This is a genomic window from Actinoallomurus bryophytorum, from assembly GCF_006716425.1.
GTDB classification, from domain to species: Bacteria; Actinomycetota; Actinomycetes; order Streptosporangiales; family Streptosporangiaceae; genus Actinoallomurus; species Actinoallomurus bryophytorum.
In genome coordinates, this window is record NZ_VFOZ01000003.1 from 205,784 (window position 1) to 222,007 (window position 16,224).

15 protein-coding genes are annotated in these 16,224 nt (G+C 72.4%); 3 read left to right on the forward strand and 12 right to left on the reverse strand.

The window, feature by feature from the left end:
* Positions 1-156 precede the first annotated feature (156 nt).
* From FB559_RS45155 to FB559_RS42260, 3 genes are read right to left on the reverse strand one after another with little or no spacing between them, the layout of a single operon-like run.
* A complete protein-coding gene (locus FB559_RS45155; RefSeq protein WP_221640732.1) occupies positions 157-639 on the reverse strand; it encodes a RidA family protein in 483 nt (160 codons plus the stop codon).
* Positions 640-647: 8 nt separating this feature from the next.
* Entirely contained in the window at positions 648-1,034 is a 387-nt protein-coding gene (locus FB559_RS45160) for a hypothetical protein (RefSeq protein WP_221640733.1), read from the reverse strand.
* Positions 1,035-1,048: 14 nt separating this feature from the next.
* Complete coding sequence (locus FB559_RS42260; protein ID WP_141963661.1) at positions 1,049-2,179, reverse strand: AMP-binding protein; 1,131 nt, start codon at positions 2,177-2,179, stop codon at positions 1,049-1,051.
* Between the two features lie 183 nt (positions 2,180-2,362).
* Here FB559_RS42260 and FB559_RS42265 point away from each other — a divergent pair, with 183 nt between their 5' ends.
* The 3 genes from FB559_RS42265 to menD all read left to right on the forward strand — a co-directional run bounded on the left by FB559_RS42265 (position 2,363) and on the right by menD (position 5,945).
* Positions 2,363-3,262, forward strand: a complete 900-nt coding sequence (locus FB559_RS42265) for a 1,4-dihydroxy-2-naphthoyl-CoA synthase (protein WP_141963663.1) — start codon at positions 2,363-2,365, stop codon at positions 3,260-3,262.
* A 77-nt stretch (positions 3,263-3,339) separates the two neighbouring features.
* Positions 3,340-4,287 carry an o-succinylbenzoate synthase gene (locus FB559_RS42270; protein ID WP_141963665.1) on the forward strand — a complete coding sequence of 316 codons (948 nt, stop codon included), beginning with the start codon at positions 3,340-3,342 and terminating at the stop codon, positions 4,285-4,287.
* Positions 4,284-5,945, forward strand: a complete 1,662-nt coding sequence (menD, locus tag FB559_RS42275; protein ID WP_141963667.1) for a 2-succinyl-5-enolpyruvyl-6-hydroxy-3-cyclohexene-1-carboxylic-acid synthase — start codon at positions 4,284-4,286, stop codon at positions 5,943-5,945. Before FB559_RS42270 ends, menD begins: the two co-directional genes overlap by 4 nt.
* 40 nt (positions 5,946-5,985) lie before the next feature.
* Here menD and FB559_RS42280 read toward each other — a convergent pair whose 3' ends face one another.
* The 9 genes from FB559_RS42280 to FB559_RS42320 all read right to left on the reverse strand — a co-directional run bounded on the left by FB559_RS42280 (position 5,986) and on the right by FB559_RS42320 (position 16,157).
* Positions 5,986-6,897: a GlxA family transcriptional regulator gene (locus tag FB559_RS42280; RefSeq protein WP_141963669.1), complete on the reverse strand. Its 912-nt coding sequence runs from the start codon at positions 6,895-6,897 to the stop codon at positions 5,986-5,988.
* Positions 6,894-7,445 (reverse strand): cysteine hydrolase family protein, encoded by a 552-nt coding sequence (locus FB559_RS42285; protein ID WP_141963671.1) that lies wholly within the window; start codon positions 7,443-7,445, stop codon positions 6,894-6,896. The genes FB559_RS42280 and FB559_RS42285 overlap by 4 nt, the downstream gene beginning before the upstream one ends.
* 70 nt (positions 7,446-7,515) lie before the next feature.
* On the reverse strand, positions 7,516-8,622 hold the full coding sequence (locus FB559_RS42290; RefSeq protein WP_141963673.1) for a winged helix DNA-binding domain-containing protein: 1,107 nt from the start codon (positions 8,620-8,622) through the stop codon (positions 7,516-7,518).
* Between the two features lie 6 nt (positions 8,623-8,628).
* The gene (locus tag FB559_RS42295) at positions 8,629-9,432 is read right to left on the reverse strand and encodes a tyrosine-protein phosphatase (protein WP_141963675.1); all 804 of its coding nucleotides are present in this window, start codon (positions 9,430-9,432) and stop codon (positions 8,629-8,631) included.
* Between the two features lie 314 nt (positions 9,433-9,746).
* Positions 9,747-10,751, reverse strand: coding sequence for a carbon-nitrogen hydrolase family protein (locus FB559_RS42300; protein ID WP_141963677.1), 1,005 nt, complete (start codon positions 10,749-10,751; stop codon positions 9,747-9,749).
* A 216-nt stretch (positions 10,752-10,967) separates the two neighbouring features.
* Positions 10,968-11,699 (reverse strand): SWIM zinc finger family protein, encoded by a 732-nt coding sequence (locus FB559_RS42305; protein ID WP_141963679.1) that lies wholly within the window; start codon positions 11,697-11,699, stop codon positions 10,968-10,970.
* The gene (locus tag FB559_RS42310; protein WP_141963681.1) at positions 11,696-14,398 is read right to left on the reverse strand and encodes a DEAD/DEAH box helicase; all 2,703 of its coding nucleotides are present in this window, start codon (positions 14,396-14,398) and stop codon (positions 11,696-11,698) included. Before FB559_RS42310 ends, FB559_RS42305 begins: the two co-directional genes overlap by 4 nt.
* Complete coding sequence (locus FB559_RS42315; protein WP_141963683.1) at positions 14,395-15,195, reverse strand: ABC transporter permease; 801 nt, start codon at positions 15,193-15,195, stop codon at positions 14,395-14,397. The genes FB559_RS42310 and FB559_RS42315 overlap by 4 nt, the downstream gene beginning before the upstream one ends.
* Entirely contained in the window at positions 15,192-16,157 is a 966-nt protein-coding gene (locus FB559_RS42320) for an ATP-binding cassette domain-containing protein (protein WP_141963685.1), read from the reverse strand. The genes FB559_RS42315 and FB559_RS42320 overlap by 4 nt, the downstream gene beginning before the upstream one ends.
* Positions 16,158-16,224 lie beyond the last annotated feature (67 nt).

Genomic DNA, 16,224 nt, shown 5'->3' on the forward strand with positions numbered 1-16,224 from the left:
CCGGTGACAACGTCCGCGGACGCCGTCACGTCCGGTCCCGGCACCCTGGTCATCGCGGCCCGCCGGTCGCTCTGTGTGACAAGGGCCACTCTTGTCACACCCGCACGCGCACACCGGCCCCACCGCGCTCGCGGTCCCCACGGGCCGGCACCCGCCTCAGCCGTCGATCTCCACCTCGGCCTCGATCTCGACCGGGATGGAGAACGGCAGCTCCGCCATCCCGACCGCCGACCGGGCATGGCTGCCCGCGTCCGGTCCCCACAGCCGCAGGATCAGGTCCGAGAAACCGTTGATCACCGTCGGCGTCGCCGTGAAGCCCGGTGCGGTGTTGATCATCCCGAAGACCCGGAGCCACGCCGTGACCCGGTCCAGGTCGCCGAGCTCGCGCCGGAGACTGGACAGGATCGCCAGCGCGGTGAGGCGCGACGCCTCATAGGCCTGCTCCGGCGTGACCTGGTCGCCGACCTTGCCGAGCGGACCGGCCAGGGACCCGTCGGGGAGCAGCGGGCCGTGCCCGGAGACGAAGGCGCGCCCGCCCCGCACGCGTACCCAGGGGAAGGGCAGCACGGCACCGGGCGGCAGGCGCATCGGCTCGGGGAGGACGAGGCCGAGCTCGGCCAGCGTGTTCTCGATCAGCACCTGGTCTCCTACGGACGCGACTGGATCACGGTCGACCTGAGCGTGCAGGTCGTGACCGTACGCCGAGTCTGGCAGGTCCAGTGGTCGACGACGGCCAGACCGGCCGTGCCCTCGGCGGGGACGGCGGGGTCGTTGTACTTGCCGAGGACGCGCAACGCCGTCGCGCAGGTCGTACGGCCCCGCACGACGACCACGCGCGCCGACGAGCCGGCGATCGTGGTGATCTTCCCGCAGATCTCGCCGGGGCGCGCCGCGTGCGGTCTGCCGGTGGGCGACGGCGACGGTTTCGGGATCACCAGGGGAGGGCCGGAGGGCCGCTGCTTCGGATGCCCACCGGCCGAGCATGCCGCCAGCCCGAGCAGTGCCAGCACGGCCAGTCCACGACGTACGACCACGACGAGGGATTCTCTCAGAACCGGCCACGCAGCCGGACCCGGTCCGGCTTTCCCGATGCCAGCAGCGGAATCTCGGCGACGAGCTCCACGGCGCGGGGAGCGGCGTGGGCGGGCAGGGTCGCACGGACGTGGTCGCGCAGTTCCGCGAGCGTGACCGAGCCGACCACGACCGCGGTGACCAGCTCGCCCCACTCGGGGTCGGGCCGTCCGACCACGACCACGTCCTCGACGGCCGGATGAGTGCGCAGGACGTGTTCGACCTCGCCGGCGACGACCTTCTCGCCGCCGGTGTTGATGACGTCGTCGGCCCGTCCCCGCACGCGCAGGGTCCCGTTCTCGACCACGCCGAGGTCGCCGGTGACGAACCAGCCCCCGTCCATGACCGCGGCGGTCAGGTCCGGCCGCAGCCGGTAGCCGCCGAACAGGACCGGCCCGGCGAGCCGGATCCGCCCGTCGTCGCCCACGACGGCGGAGACGCCGTCGAGTGGCACGCCGTCGTACACACAGCCGCCGCACGTCTCGCTCATGCCGTACGTCGTCAGGATCCGCCCGCCGTCGGCCCGCGCGGCCGCCAGCAGGTCCGGGGGAGCGGCGGCACCGCCCAGCAGGATCGAGGAGAACGCCGACAGGTCGTGGCCGAGCATGCGGCGCAGCTGCGTCGGGACCACCGAGATGTGCTCGACGCCGCTGGACAGCGCGGCCTCGGCGGAGAAGCGCTCGTGGATGACCGGTGTCGTGCCCGCGAGGATCGACCGGGTGAGCACCTGGACGCCCGCGATGTGGTCGGTGGGCAGGCAGCACAGCCAGCGGTCACCGGGGGCGGCGCCGACACGCCGGAGCGTCGCCGCCGCGGAGGAGGTCAGCGCCTCGGCGGACAGCTCGACGATCTTCGGCTGCCCGGTCGAGCCCGAGGTCGAGATCAGGACCGCGGCGTCGGCAGGGCGTCCGGCGCCGAGGGAGTCCGTACCGGCGGCGGTCTCCACCGCGGCCGGAGCGAGCGCGTCGACGATCGAGCGCAGCGCCGGCTCGGGCAGCCCGGGGGAGAGGGGGCAGATCGCGGGGCCGCTGCCGTCGAGGGCGGCCTCCAGGCGGCGGGCGAGGAGAGGGCCCGGCGGCAGGACGACGGCGTGAAGGGTTCGGCTCATGGCAGTCGCCAGGCTAATCGAGGCCGGTTCCGCGGGTTGAACCAGGTGATCCAAGATCGAACTTACTATGTAAAGGCGGGCGGCCGGTTCGCTCCCCCCTCGTCTCTTACAGAGCCCCCTCTTCGCCAAGGCAGGCGGCCGACCGCTTGAATGGCAGGGCGCCGACGGCAGGAGAGGACAGGCATGGTCTCGGAGTTGTTCGACCCGGACGCGTGGCGGGCGGTGGAGGGCTTCGACCTCACCGACATCACCTACCACCGGGCCACCGATCACGGCACCGTACGTATCGCGTTCAACCGGCCCGAGGTCCGCAACGCGTTCCGCCCGCACACCGTGGACGAGCTCTACCGGGTGCTGGACCACGCACGGATGTCCAGTGACGTCGGCTGCGTGCTGCTCACCGGCAACGGGCCCTCGCCCAAGGACGGAGGGTGGGCGTTCTGCTCCGGTGGCGACCAGCGGATCCGTGGCCGGGACGGCTATCGCTACGCCGAGGGAGAGACGGCCGCGACGATCGACCCGGCGCGTTCGGGGCGGCTGCACATCCTGGAGGTCCAGCGGCTGATCCGGGTCATGCCCAAGGTCGTCGTCTGCGTCGTACCCGGCTGGGCGGCGGGAGGAGGCCACAGCCTGCACGTCGTGGCCGACCTCACGCTGGCGAGCCGCGAGCACGCGCGCTTCAAGCAGACCGACGCCGACGTCGCCAGCTTCGACGGCGGTTTCGGGTCGGCGTACCTGGCGCGGCAGGTCGGGCAGAAGTTCGCGCGGGAGATCTTCTTCCTGGGGGAGACCTACGACGCCGAGGCGGCGCACCGGATGGGCATGGTCAACGCCGTCGTCCCGCACGCCGAGCTCGAGCGTACGGCCCTGGAGTGGGGGCGAAAGATCAACGGCAAGAGCCCGGCGGCGCAGCGGATGCTGAAGTTCGCCTTTAACATGATCGACGACGGACTGGTCGGTCAGCAGGTCTTCGCCGGTGAGGCGACCCGGCTGGCGTACATGACCGACGAGGCCGCCGAGGGCCGGGACGCGTTCCTCGAGAAGCGCGATCCGGATTGGTCCCGTTTCCCCTGGTACTACTGACATCCGGTGCGCGGGTCATCGGCGTGCGGTCGTAGGGTTGGGCGAACGTGAGGGATACGGATTAAGGGGTCAGGCCATTGCGGGTGTTCGCCATCCCGATGCGCACGCGGTTTCGCGGCGTCACTCGAAGAGAGGGAGCGCTCGTGCGTGGCTCGGCCGGGTGGGGGGAGTTCTCCCCGTTCCCCGAGTACGGCCCGGCCGAGTGCGCCCGCTGGCTGGCCGCCGCATGCGAAGCGGCCGATGAGGGCTGGCCCGAGCCGCTGCGGACGCGCATTCCGGTCAACGTGACGGTGCCGGCGGTCGGCGCGGACGCCGCCCACGCGATCACGCGCGGATCCGGATGCCGTACGGCGAAGGTGAAGGTGGCCGAGCCCGGGCAGGACGAGGCGGACGACATCGCGCGCGTCGAGGCGGTACGCGACGCGCTGGGACCCGGCGGCCGGGTGCGGGTCGACGCCAACGGCGCCTGGGACCCCGACACCGCCGTACGGATGATCACGGCTCTGGGCGAGCTGGAGTACGCCGAGCAGCCGTGCGCGACGCTGGAGGAGCTGGCCGAGGTGCGCAGGAGGGTGGACACCCCGATCGCGGCCGATGAGTCGATCCGCCGGGCCGAGGACCCGCTCCGGGTGCGCGCGGCCGACGCCGCCGACATCGTCGTGCTGAAGGTCCAGCCGCTCGGCGGAGTGCGGGCGGCACTCGCGGTGGCGGAGGCGTGCGGGCTGCCCGTGGTCGTCTCCAGCGCCGTGGAGACGTCGGTGGGGCTCGCGGCAGGACTGGCGCTGGCCGCCGCGCTGCCGGAGCTGCCCTACGCCTGCGGGCTCGGCACGCTGTCCCTGCTGGAGGGCGACGTCGTACGTGAGCCGCTGGCAGCGGTGGACGGTGCGATCGAGGTACGCCGCCCGGAGGTCGACGAGGACTCCCTGGGCCGCTACGAGGTGGAAGATGACGGCTGGCTGCGGCGGGCCGCGGAGGCGCGGTCCGTCCTGGACGCGCGACGTGCTGAGCGTGGGGTGGTGTTGTGAATCCGGCGACCGCTCTGGCGACCGTCCTGGTGGACGAGCTGGTGCGCTGTGGCCTGACCGATGTGGTGCTGGCGCCCGGGTCGCGGTCCGCGCCGTTGGCGCTCGCGTTCTACGAGCAGTCCAAGATCCGCATGCACGTGCGGATCGACGAGCGGTCGGCGGCGTTCCTGGCGCTCGGCATGGCCAAGCGAAGCGGCCGGCCGGTGGTCGTGGTGTGCACGTCGGGCACCGCGGCGGCCAACTTCCATCCGGCGGTCGTGGAGGCGCACGAGTCCGGGGTGCCGCTGCTGGTGCTGACCGCGGACCGGCCGCCGGAGCTGCGCGAGACGGGCGCGAACCAGACGATCGACCAGATCAAGCTGTACGGCTCGGCGGTGCGGTGGAGCTGTGAGGTCGGCACTCCCGAGGAGCGGCCGGGCATGGTCGCGTACTGGCGTTCGCTCCTGAGCCGCGCGTGGCATCTCGCGATGGGCCCGGACCCGGGCCCGGTCCACCTGAACCTCCCCTTCCGCGAGCCGCTGACCCCTGACGGGGACGAGTCGTGGTGCGAGCCGCTGGACGGTGACGCGACGGGTGCGTGGACGAGGGTGCGGGCGGCGACACCCGGTTCGGTGCTGCACGTGCCGGCGACGCGGCGCGGGGTGCTCGTGGTCGGCGACGGGGCGGTCAACGTCAAGCGCTACGTCGCGGCGGCGTCGATGGCCGGCTGGCCGGTGCTGGCGGAGCCCAACGGCAACGCCCGCTACGGCGACCACGCCCTGTCGGCGCACCATTTCCTGTTGAGCGTGCCGGAGTTCGTGGAGCGGCACCGGCCCGAGGTCGTGGTGACGCTCGGCAAACCGGGACTGTCGCGCCCGCTGCTGTCCTACCTGCGGCGCGCCGAAGAGCACGTCGTGGTCACGCCGTCGCTCTCGCGCTGGCCGGACCCGGTGCGCTCGGCCACGCAGGTGGCCCAGGAGGCGGAGATCCCGGTCGTGTCGGGTGATGACGCGTGGCTGAAGGGCTGGCGCACAGCGGACCTGGTCGCGCGCCGCGCGGTGGACGCGGTGCTCGACGAGTCCGGTGAGCTGTCCGAGCCGCGGCTGGCCCGTGACCTGGTGTCGGCGATGCCGGGCGGGTCGCTGCTGCTGGCCGCGGCGAGCATGCCGATCCGTGACCTGGACCAGACGATGCATCCGCGGCGGGGCATCCGCATTCTGGCCAGCCGCGGGGCGAGCGGTATCGACGGTCTGGTGTCGACGGCGATCGGTGCCGCGCTCGCGCACGGCAACCGGGCGTACGCGCTGCTGGGCGACCTGGCGTTCCTGCACGACCAGAACGGTCTGGTCATCGGACCCCAGGACCGCCGGCCCGACCTGGCCCTGGTGGTGATCAACAACTCCGGTGGCGGGATCTTCTCGCTGTTGCCGCAGTCGGCGTTCCCCGAGCCCTTCGAGCGGGTCTTCGGCACACCGCATGACGTCGACATCGCCTCGCTGGCGGCGGCGCACGCCCTGCCGTACACACGGCTGGAGTCGATGGACGGGCTGGCCAAGGTCATGGCGGGCGAGGGGCTGCGGATCGTGGAGGCCCGCACGGACCGCGCGGTCAACGCGGCGCTGCACGCACGGATGCGGGAGGCCGGGCAGGACGCGGTACGCGCGTCGCTGCGGCTGTGACTCAGGCGATCCCGGCGTCGTGAGCGTCGCCGGCGGCGGCTCACGACGCGCGGGCGCGGAGGCGGCGTAGCATTCGGGCGTCCTCGAAGCCCACCTCGCGGGCCGCGGCCTCCACCATCGTTCCATGGTCGATCAGGTGCTGGGCGCGTTCCAGCCGCAGTATCTGCTGGTAACGCAGGGGGGTGAGCCCGCCCGTGGCACGGCTGAACAGCCGGGTCAAGGTGCGTTGGCTGACGCCGACGCAGGCGGCGAGGTACGCCAGCGGCAGTGGCTCGGCGAGCCGCTCGTCGATGAGGTCCTGGACACGGTGAACGGCGTCATCCAGATGAGCGCGGTGCCGCAGCATGACGCTGGCCTGCGGTTCATGCCCGTTACGGCGGGTGTAGATGACCATGTCCCGCGCTACCTGGGCGGCGAGCGCCGGGCCGTGCCGGACGGCCAGCAGATGCAGCGCCAGGTCGATGCCACTGGCGACTCCCGCCGAGGTCACCACCCGGTCATCGACGGTGAACAGCACGTCCCGCACCACCGTCGCCCGGGGATAGCGGGCCGCCAGCTCATCCTGGTGGTGATGGTGCGTGGTGCACCGGCGTCCATCCAGCAGTCCGGCCTGGCCCAGCGCCTCCGCTCCCGCGCACACGCTGGCGACGGTGCCCCCGGCGGCGTGGTGAGCGCGCAACCGCTCCACATCGGCTGGGCTCAGCCGCGGCCCGCCACGCAGTGTGGGCGCTTGCCAGCCCGGCACCACGACCAGGTCGCCGGGGCCCAGAGACGGCCACTGGACGTGCGTGGTCAGCGGCAGGCCCTGGGCACTGCGCACCTGCTCCCGCTCGGCGACATAGCTGAGCCGGTAGGCGTGCCCGAAGTCTGCTGCCGTCCCGAACGCCTGGGCCGGTCCGGCCACGTCGAGCAGGTGAACTCCGGGCAGCAGGACGAACACGACATGGCTCACGCCTCGGATGTTCCCAGCTCCGCTTCCAGCTCGGCCACCGTGGCGATCCGAGCGAACCGGTCACGCAGGACGACCTCCGTACGCTCGATGATCGCCTCGGCGCTGAGCCCGCCGTACGGGCTGGTCGTGGTGGCATCGGTCACGAAGACGACCTGGTACCCGAGGTCACTGCCGACCCGGGTCGTGGTCTCCACACACTGCTCGGTGCGGATGCCGCAGACCACCAGCTCGCGCACGCCCGCCTCGGTCAACAACTGTTGCAGGTTGGTGGTGGTGAAGGCGTTGTGGGAGGTCTTGTGGAGTACCCGTTCGCCGGGCATGGGCTGTTCCAGTTCCTCGAGCAGCCGGACGTGGCCCTGGGCCGGGTCGAACACACTCTGGCTGCCAGGCTCGGTGTGAAGCACCCAGACCACCAGGTCGCCGTTGGCACGGGCAAGGCGGACCAGCCGGTTGACGGGCTCCGCGATCTTCGGGTCGGCGATCTGCTCCCAGCTCGGGCGGGCCCGAAACGACTCCTGGACATCGATCACGATCAGCGCTCGGTTCATGGTCTCCAGTCTGACCAGGACGAGCACCGGGCCGACAGGCCTGATCCAGGCCCATTGCGGAACGATCCGGTCAGCCCGCCGTGACTTCGGCAATTTTGATGTCGTGAGTGTCACCGGCGGCGGCGAACTCCAGGAGGCGCGCGGCCTCGGCGGTGACGGCGCCGGGGTCGGGCAGTGATGCGAACGGCTCGATGGTCAGGGTGGCGGTGCCGCGGGCGCGGGTGAGCTTCCAGGTGCCGTGGACGAAGCCGTCCACCAGGAACGCCGGGCGTGGTGAGTCGTTGGGGGTGGCCAGCCGGTCGCGGTGGCCGCCGGGCAGTACGCGGGTGCGGTCGGCGTGGGACCGCAGCAGGTTGTCGTACTCGGGCAGGAAGCGCGGCGGGGCCGGTGTGCCGGGGTCGGGGCGTGGCGCGTCCGGCAGGTCGAACACCTCGTTGCCGTGCTCGTCGTGGAAGACGCGCAGCCGGGGACGGAGCCCGTCGACGACCTCGCGGAGCCGCGTCAGGCCGGACCAGACCTGGATGTCACGGGGCGTCGCCGGGCCATAACCGGCGAGGTAACGCAGGACCAGGTCGTCGAGCGCGGGCGCGGGGTCGAGGCGGCCTCCGAGCCAGGTCTCGGCCGAGGTGTGGGTGGCCTGTCCGCCGTGGCCCCAGAGGCCGCGAGGCGGCACCTGCACGAGCGGGACGAGGGCGCGGATCACGTGGGCGAGGTCGGCGGGGGCGTGGCCGGGCCAGCGTTCGGTGAGCGCGGCGCCGAGCTCACCGAAGGTGCGGGGGCGTTCGTCGACCAGCTCGCGGCCGGCGGCGGCGATCGCGTGCAGGTCGAGGCCGGTGAGCCGGCGGCCGGCACCGCTCCGCAGCGCACGGTCCAGGAGGGGCTGGAGCAGGGGCCGTAGGGTGCGGCAGTCGGCGGCGGTAACGAGGTGGATGGTGCCGCGCATCAGCGCGATCCGTACGACCTGCCGGCCGGTGATCAGGCCGGCGAGGTCGTCGGGGCGGAAGTCGCGCAGCCGCGTCCACAGCCCTACGTAGGGGGCGAGCGGTGCCTGCGCCTGCATGCCGACGAGGCGTTCGACGGCCTGGAGGGCGGTGTGCCCGGCCGGGCGCAGGAGCGACTGGCGTTCGAACAGGGCGCGGTTGAGGGCGTACCGGTCGAGCACGTCAGCGGGGGACACGGGCGGTCAGGCGAGCAGCGCGGTCCGGAGCGCGGTGGTGTCGTCGTCGGTCCAGCCGTGGCGCCGCAGCCAGCCGAGCGGGCCGCCGTCGCGCTCGTCGAGGACGCTGAGGAACTTCTCCATCGTGTACGGGTGCGGCAGGTGGGTGTCGGCGGGCCGCGAGTCGAGGTCCTGGGCGTAGGTGGGGCTGGAGCGGAGCCGGGCGAGGATGGCCTCGATCCGCTCGCCGGTCGCGGCGTAGTCGGCGACGATCCGTTCGCGGGGCACGCCGACGACGTGCAGGGCGAGGGCGATGACGACGCCGGTGCGGTCCTTGCCCGCGGCGCAGTGCACGATCGAGGTCCCCTGGGACATGACGCGCAGCGCGGAGACGACGGAGTCGGGCCGGTCGGCGAGGTAGCCGAGGTAGTGGCCGACGCTGCGCTCGCTCTCGTGGCCGCCCTCTTCCGGGCGATCCTGCCAGGGGAGGATCTTGTCGGTGTCGATGCCGTTGCCTTCAACGGAGGTGTCGGCGTCGACGTCGGTCAGGCCGCCGCCTTCGGCGAACAGGGACAGGCGGTGGACGGTCACCTCGGGTTCGCGGGTGAGCGGGCCGGGCCCTTCGAGCTCGACCTCGGTGTCGCTGCGCAGATCGATGACGTGCCGCACGCCGATCTCGGACACGAGGAGGTCGACGTCCGCCGCGGTGAGCCCTTGGAGGTTGTCCGAGCGCAGCAGCAGGCCGGTACGGATGGTGTCACCGCCGGCCGTGGCGAGGCCGCCCAGGTCGCGGACGTTGACGGCGCCGTCGAGTTCGATCCATCGAGTCATGCTGCCGACCCTATCTGGGGGAGATGTCATCTCCTGGGCGGATTCAGGCCGTGGCAATGACCGGTGGGCGGGCCGCGGATGTCGGGCTTCTCAAGATCCACGGTGGCCGGGGAGGGCATGACCGGCGGTGGAGAATCCGGCCGGGTCGATCGAAGACGGTGCCGCTCCGCGTGGTTTGAGCATGAACTTACTATGTAAAGGCGGGTGCTTAAATGACTTCACATCAGCCCTCTTAAAAAAGTCCACCACCAGGCAGACAGCCGTCCGCGCGGTGTACCGGTGCGGCCGCGACGCACGTGCGAGCGCCGCGGTGACTAGAAGGTGCTGCGGTCATCGCTCCGCGGGTCTCGGACGAAGTGCGGGTCGTAAACGCCGGCACGCGCCGTGCGTCGCCAAGGGCGGGCCTTGGTGAGGGCGACTTCGACGCTCTCCGTGCTGTGGTCGAGGTCGGCGACCGCAAGGGAAGGCGTCCCGTCCCGTGGACACCGGGCGAGCCATTCCCCGCCTGGACCGATCACTCCTGACGGCGTGATCGTGCTGTGCTGTGTGGGCACAGAGAAGCCGATCCAGTAGCCGTTGGCCGCTGCGTGCCCCTGAGCCTCGGTGGCGAAGATCGCGCCGTCGTCCGGCGCCCCTCCCGTGGAGGAGAACAGGACACAGTCGACGTCGAGCCGCTCGTAGGCGCCGAACAGCTCCGGGAAGTGGACCTCCATGCCGAGCGAGCACCCGAACCGCACACCGTCGACCTCGAACGTGACGGGGCCGGAGCCGGGTGCGTACATGTACGAGATCTTTGTCTTCGACAGCAGGCGTTCGTCGTAGCGGGTCGCCACGGTCCCCTCGTCGGAGATGACGTACAGGCTGTTGTGGGGGCGGTGTGGCGGAGTCAGGCGATGCACCGAGCCGAGGGCGGTCCAGAGCCTGAGTTCGCGGGCGAGCTCTGCCGTTGCGTTCAGCTCCTGCCGCAGGGCGTCCCACGCGAACCGGTCCCAGTCCGCCGGGCCGACCGTGTCCGGCCCGGTGGCGGACATGATCCGCTTGTGCGGGGAGCAGGTGGCGCCCTCCGGGAAGTGCACGACCCGCGCGCCGGCCTTGTGTGCGTCGCGCATCAAGCGGCGCACCTCACGTCCGCTCTCGCGCAGTTCGTCGCCGCTGCGCGGGTCGTGCTGGACGTTGGTCTGCGCGACGGCGAGCCGCAGGGGTTTCGCCTCCGGCCGGCCGTCAGCCGGACGGAAGTGCTGGAGGGCGGCGGTGTAGGACTGCCCGGTCTTGGCGGCACGGGCACGTACGAGGCGTTTGAGATTGGTGTTCGCTGTCATCTGTGGCCTTCCGCATCTCGACCGGAGCCCCCCAGCGACCACGCCCGAGACGATCGGACCACGACAGCGGCCTGAGACAACAGCCCCTTTGCCTCCGTTGAAGACCGTGCTGGGGGACGGCCGGGGGAGGTTCGGCGTAGGCCACGCCGACGCCGATGATGCCGTGGTGACCGGTTCTCGTCAAACAACCGGGTGTTGGCCTCGACTCGCTGAGATCTACGACTCGAGTAGGGCTCTCGCACGCTGGGCGGCCAGTGCGGCGAGCGGTTCCATCGGTTCGGATCCGGCCGCCGGGGGCAGCGGTGGTGGGGGAGGGAGTGGCCGTGGCGGGAGCGCGTACGCCTCGGCGGCGGGAGTTCCGAGGGGCGGGGTGCGGTGCTGGAGCTCCTCCAGCAGCTCGCGCCGGCCGCGCCCGCGCAGCAACAGCAGCACGAACGGGTCCTCGTCCAGCAGCCATGACGCTTGGTAGCACAGCGCGGCGGCGTGCTTGCAGGGGTGCCCCCAGTCGGGGCAGGCGCAGTCGGGCTCGAGGTCGCCGATGCCGGGCAGCAGGGGCACGCCCGCGTCCTCGGCGGCGGTGGCGAGGTCACGGGGCATCTCGTCGTCGAGCAGTGCCGCGATGTGCCCTGACCGGGCGGCGATCTCGTCCAGGAGGCGTTCCCACTGGGTGTTCGTGAGCCGTTCGACGTGGATGACGGCCTGGTGGGGCAGGTCGTGGTCGTCCTGGACGAGTGCGGCGATGCGGCCTGGGCTGATGGTGATCGGGCCGACGCGTCCGGCTCGGGCGTACGCACGGCCCCTGGTCAGCAGGGCCTGGTCGAGTGAGGTGTCCTCGATCGCCCTGATCCAGGCGTGGCCCCACCATGACCGGGCGAACCGTCGGCTCGCGCGCTGCCGGGCGAAGGCGGGGAAGCCGCGGATCCGGTCCTGCCGGCCGTCCGCGGTCATCGGGGGTCCTCGCGCAGCGCGACGAGGTCGGCCAGTTCGTCGTCGGACAGCTCGGACAGCGCCGCCTCGCCGGAGCCGAGCACGGTCTCGGCGAGGTCGCGTTTGCGCCGGAGCATGCCTGCGATCCGGTCCTCGATGGTGCCTTCGGCGATCAGCCGGTGGACCTGGACGGCCCGGGTCTGGCCGATGCGGTGGGCGCGGTCGGTGGCCTGGTCCTCGACGGCCGGGTTCCACCAGCGGTCGTAGTGGATGACGTGGTCGGCGCGGGTGAGGTTGAGCCCGGTGCCGGCCGCGCGCAGTGACAACAGCAGGACGGGGATGTCGCCGTCCTGGAAGCGGCGCACGATCTCCTCACGTCGCGGTACGGGTGTGCCGCCGTGCAGCAGGGTGGCGGGCAGGCCGCGGTGGGTGAGGTGGCCTTCGATGAGGCGTGCCATGGCGACGTACTGGGTGAAGATCAGTACGGTGCCGTCCTCGGTGCGGATCGTGTCCAGGAGCTCATCGAGCAGGTCGAGCTTGCCCGAGCGGCCCGCGAGAAGAGAGCCGGTCTCCTTGAGGTAGTGCGCGGGATGGTTGCAGATCTGCTTCAGGGCGGTGATCAGTTTCATGACGAGTCCCCGTCTGGCCATGCCGGTGCCGGCCCTGATCCGGGTCATGGTCTGGCGTACGGCGGCCTCGTACAGTCCGGCCTGTTCGCGGGTGAGTGAGACGGGCCGGTCGGTCTCGGTCTTGGGTGGCAGTTCGGGCGCGATTCCAGGGTCGGACTTGAGACGGCGCAGCAGGAAGGGCCGGATCAGCCGGGACAGGCGTTCGGGCGTGGCGGTGTCACCGGCCTCGATGGGCTCGGCCCAGCGGGCCGCGAACGCGGTGCGGGTGCCGAGCAGGCCCGGTGTGGTCCAGTCGAGTACGGCCCACAGTTCGGACAGGTTGTTCTCGACGGGTGTGCCGGTGAGCGCGACCCGTGCGGCGGCGGGGATGGTGCGCAGCGCCCTGGCGGTGCCCGAGGCGGGGTTCTTGACGTGTTGTGCCTCGTCGGCGACGAGAAGACCCCAGCGGTGGGCGGCCAGGCGTGCGGCGTCGAGCCGCATCGTGGCGTATGTGGTGAGCACGAATCCCTCGTCGGTGAGTTCCCGGTGGCCGCCGTGGAAGCGTCGTACGGGCGTGCCGGGGGCGAAGCGTTCGATCTCCCGCTGCCAGTTGCCGAGCAGCGATGTGGGGCACACGACGAGTGTCGGCCCGTACGCCGCGGCGCGGCGGTGCAGGTGGAGGGCGATCAACGTGATCGTCTTGCCGAGGCCCATCTGGTCGGCGAGGCAGCCGCCCAGCCCGAGTGAGGTCATGCGGGCGAGCCAGCCGAGGCCGCGCAGCTGGTAGTCGCGCAGGGGCGCGGTCAGCTCGGCGGGCTGGCGGACCGGATCGGCGGCGGGTTCGGCGATGCGCTCGCGCAGCGCGGCGAGCCTGCCGCGGGCGGCGACCTCGACGCGGGTGCCGTCGACCTCGATCGTGCCGGCCAGCGCGGCGCCGAGAGCGTCGATCGCGGTGATCGGTTTCTGGGTGCGCTCGCGTGCCCGGTGTGCGAGCTCGGGGTCGAGCAGGACCCACTGGTCGCGGAGCCGTACGACCGGGCGGTGCGCGCCGGCGAGCAGGTCCATCTCGGCGCCGGTGAGGGGTTCGCCGCCGAGCGTGAGCCGCCAGTCGAAGCTCAGGAGCCGATCGTCGTCGAACAGGCCGCTGTCGTGGGCGCCGGGGAGGGTCTCGCGGTCGCCGAGGACCGCCATCGAGGTCAGGTTCCGCGCGAGCTCGCGCGGCCAGTGCACCTGGACGCCTTCGGCGCCGAGCCGCCGAGCCGCGTCGCCGAGCAGGGCGGAGGTCTCCTCGTCGGTGAGGGAGAGCGTGTCGGGCAGCGGCCGGCGCAAGAGTCGCTCGAGTGGCGGCCACGCCCTTGCCGCGCGGCGTACGGCGAGGGTCACCTCGAGCCGGGCGCGTGGCCCGAACCCGTGGACGTCGCCGGCCCACAGGGTCGCGGCGTCGGCGATCTCGGCACCGCGGTGGACCTGCACCACGAGGCGCAGGTCCCCGGTGGCCGGGTCGATCAGCTCGGCGCGCAGCGAGATCCGCAGCGCGCCCTCTTCGGTACGGGTGGCCGCCGGCGGCGGGCCGAGGGGCGGCCGGCCGGGTGCGCGGGGCATCTCGTCGGCGACGGCGTCCAGGAACGCGCGGACGAGGCCGGCGGGGTCGGGCAGGTCGAGGGTTCCGGGCAGGGGAGTGGCACGTGCCTCGGGCGGCAGGGCCGCGGCGAGCGCGGCGAGGTGTTCGAGGTCGGCGGCGTCCAGTGGTCCGGCGTGCCAGACGCCGTGGCCGTCCGTGGACGTGAGCGGGCGGATCCGGCCTCGTGCCACGAGGTCCAGCGCGGCGAGCGCGGCCGCTGCCCAGAACGCCGTCGCGGGATGCGCGGTGGTGTGCCGGGCTCGCAGCAGGATCGGCAGCGCCGCGCCGGGCGGCATCCGCAGGGCCGGGACGGTGACACGGGTGATCGAGCCGTCGCGGGGGACGGCGACCGTGATCTCACCGGGTTCGCCGTGGTGCGGCGCGGGCGGGCGGGCGCCGTGTGGGTCCCAGAAGGCCAGCCGTCCGTCACGCGGGGGGTCGGCGGGTTCGAAGACGGCGGCGCACCGCATTAGCCGAGCCTCGGTGCTCATCGGCCCAGCCGCCGGTAGCGGCGGACCGACAGGGGCAGGAACACCGCGGTGATCAGCAGCGGCCACGCCACGGCCAGTGGCAGTGCGTGCCGGGCCGGCCAGGTGTCCTCGGCCCAGCCGGGGTTGCCGAACAGCTCTCGTGCCGCCGAGACCGTGGCCGACAGGGGGTTCCAGCCGGCGATCGCGCCGAGCCAGCCGGGCATCGTGGCGGGCGCCGCGAAGATGTCGGACAGGAAGCCCAGTGGCCAGACGAGCACCTGTACGGCGACGACCGACTCGGGGCCGGTGGCGGTGAGGCCGAGGTAGATGCCGGCCCACAGCAGCGCGAAGCGCAGCAGGAGCAGCAGCGCGACCGCGGCCAGTGCCCGCCCGGCGCCGTGGTGCCAGTGCCAGCCGACCGCCAGACCGCAGGCGATCATGACGGCGAGACCGAGCGCGGCGTGCAGCATGTCGGCGGCGCAGCGTCCGGTGACGACGGCGGAGGAGGCCATCGGCAGGGACCGGAACCGGTCGGTGATGCCCTTGGCCGCGTCGGTGGCGATGCCGGTGAAGGTGGTCTCGAGGCCGAAGACCATCGTCATGGCGTACATGCCGGGCAGGAGGAACTCCCGGTAGTCTCCGCCGCCGGGCACCAGCATCGCGCCGCCGAACAGGTAGCCGAACATCAGCACGGTCATGACGGGGAACAGCAGCCCGAGGACGACCTGGGCGGGCCGGCGTGCCCAGTGCATGAGCGTGCGGTGGGTGAGGGTCCAGCCGTCGGTCACTGCCGTCAGGCGAGGCGGTGCGGCGGTCATGCGCTCACCCCGGTCGTGGTGTCGGCGGGATGGCCGGTGAGGTGGAGGAAGACCTCGTCGAGGGTGGGCCGGCGCAGCGCGATGTCCTCGGCGGCGATGCCGGCGTCCTCCAGTGCGCGCGCGGTGCCGATCAGTGCGGAGACGCGGTCGTGTACGGGTACGCTCACGCGGCGGGCGGCGCGGTCGATCGCCGGTTCGGCGCCGCTCACCCGGCCGAGGATGCCGGCGGCCGCGGTGATCCGTGCGGCGTCGCGGACGACGATGTCGAGGCGGTCGGCGCCGAGCCGGGACTTCAGGCGTTCGGGTGCCCCTTCGGCGGCGACGCGCCCGTGGTCGATCACCGAGACGGTGTCGGCGAGCTGGTCGGCCTCGTCGAGGTACTGGGTGGTGAGCAGGACGGTGGTGCCGTCGCGGACCAGCGCGCGTACGGCGTCCCAGACTTCGGCGCGTGCGCGCGGGTCCAGGCCGGTGGTGGGTTCGTCCAGGAACAGCACGGCCGGGGCCATGATGAGGGTCGCGGCCAGGTCCAGCCGGCGGCGCATGCCGCCGGAGTAGGTCTTGACCTGCCGGTTCGCCGCCTCGGTGAGCGCGAACCGGTCCAAGAGCTCGTCCGCGCGAGTGCGGGCGGCGCGGGCGCCGAGGTGGTGCAGGCGGCCGAAGACCCGTAGGTTCTGCCGGCCGCTGAGGACCTCGTCGACGGCCGTGTGCTGGCCGAGCAGGCCGATCCGGCGGCGGACCTCGGCGGGGTGGCGGGCCACGTCGATTCCGGCGACCTCGGCGTTGCCGCCGTCGTGGCGCAGCAGGGTGGCCAGGATCCGGATCACGGTGGTCTTCCCGGCGCCGTTGGGGCCGAGCAGGCCGCGTACGGTTCCCGGCGGCACGGTCAGGTCGAGGCCGTCGAGTGCGGCGGTGCCGCCGTATCGCTTGCGCAGTCCTTCGGTGCGGATCGCCGCGTCGCCCATGCCGCTCCCTAATGCCGTACGCCGTACGCCGTACAGAGTCCAACAATAACGTACACCGTACGGAGTT

Coding starts and splice junctions, on each gene's coding strand:
- FB559_RS42260 (WP_141963661.1), bottom strand. CDS start 2,179: ATGAGCCGAACCCTTCACGCCGTCGTCCTGCCGCCGGGCCCTCTCCTC.
- FB559_RS42265 (WP_141963663.1), top strand. CDS start 2,363: ATGGTCTCGGAGTTGTTCGACCCGGACGCGTGGCGGGCGGTGGAGGGC.
- FB559_RS42295 (WP_141963675.1), bottom strand. CDS start 9,432: ATGACTCGATGGATCGAACTCGACGGCGCCGTCAACGTCCGCGACCTG.
- FB559_RS42305 (WP_141963679.1), bottom strand. CDS start 11,699: ATGACCGCGGACGGCCGGCAGGACCGGATCCGCGGCTTCCCCGCCTTC.
- FB559_RS42285 (WP_141963671.1), bottom strand. CDS start 7,445: ATGAACCGAGCGCTGATCGTGATCGATGTCCAGGAGTCGTTTCGGGCC.
- FB559_RS42320 (WP_141963685.1), bottom strand. CDS start 16,157: ATGGGCGACGCGGCGATCCGCACCGAAGGACTGCGCAAGCGATACGGC.
- FB559_RS42315 (WP_141963683.1), bottom strand. CDS start 15,195: ATGACCGCCGCACCGCCTCGCCTGACGGCAGTGACCGACGGCTGGACC.
- FB559_RS42300 (WP_141963677.1), bottom strand. CDS start 10,751: ATGACAGCGAACACCAATCTCAAACGCCTCGTACGTGCCCGTGCCGCC.
- FB559_RS42310 (WP_141963681.1), bottom strand. CDS start 14,398: ATGAGCACCGAGGCTCGGCTAATGCGGTGCGCCGCCGTCTTCGAACCC.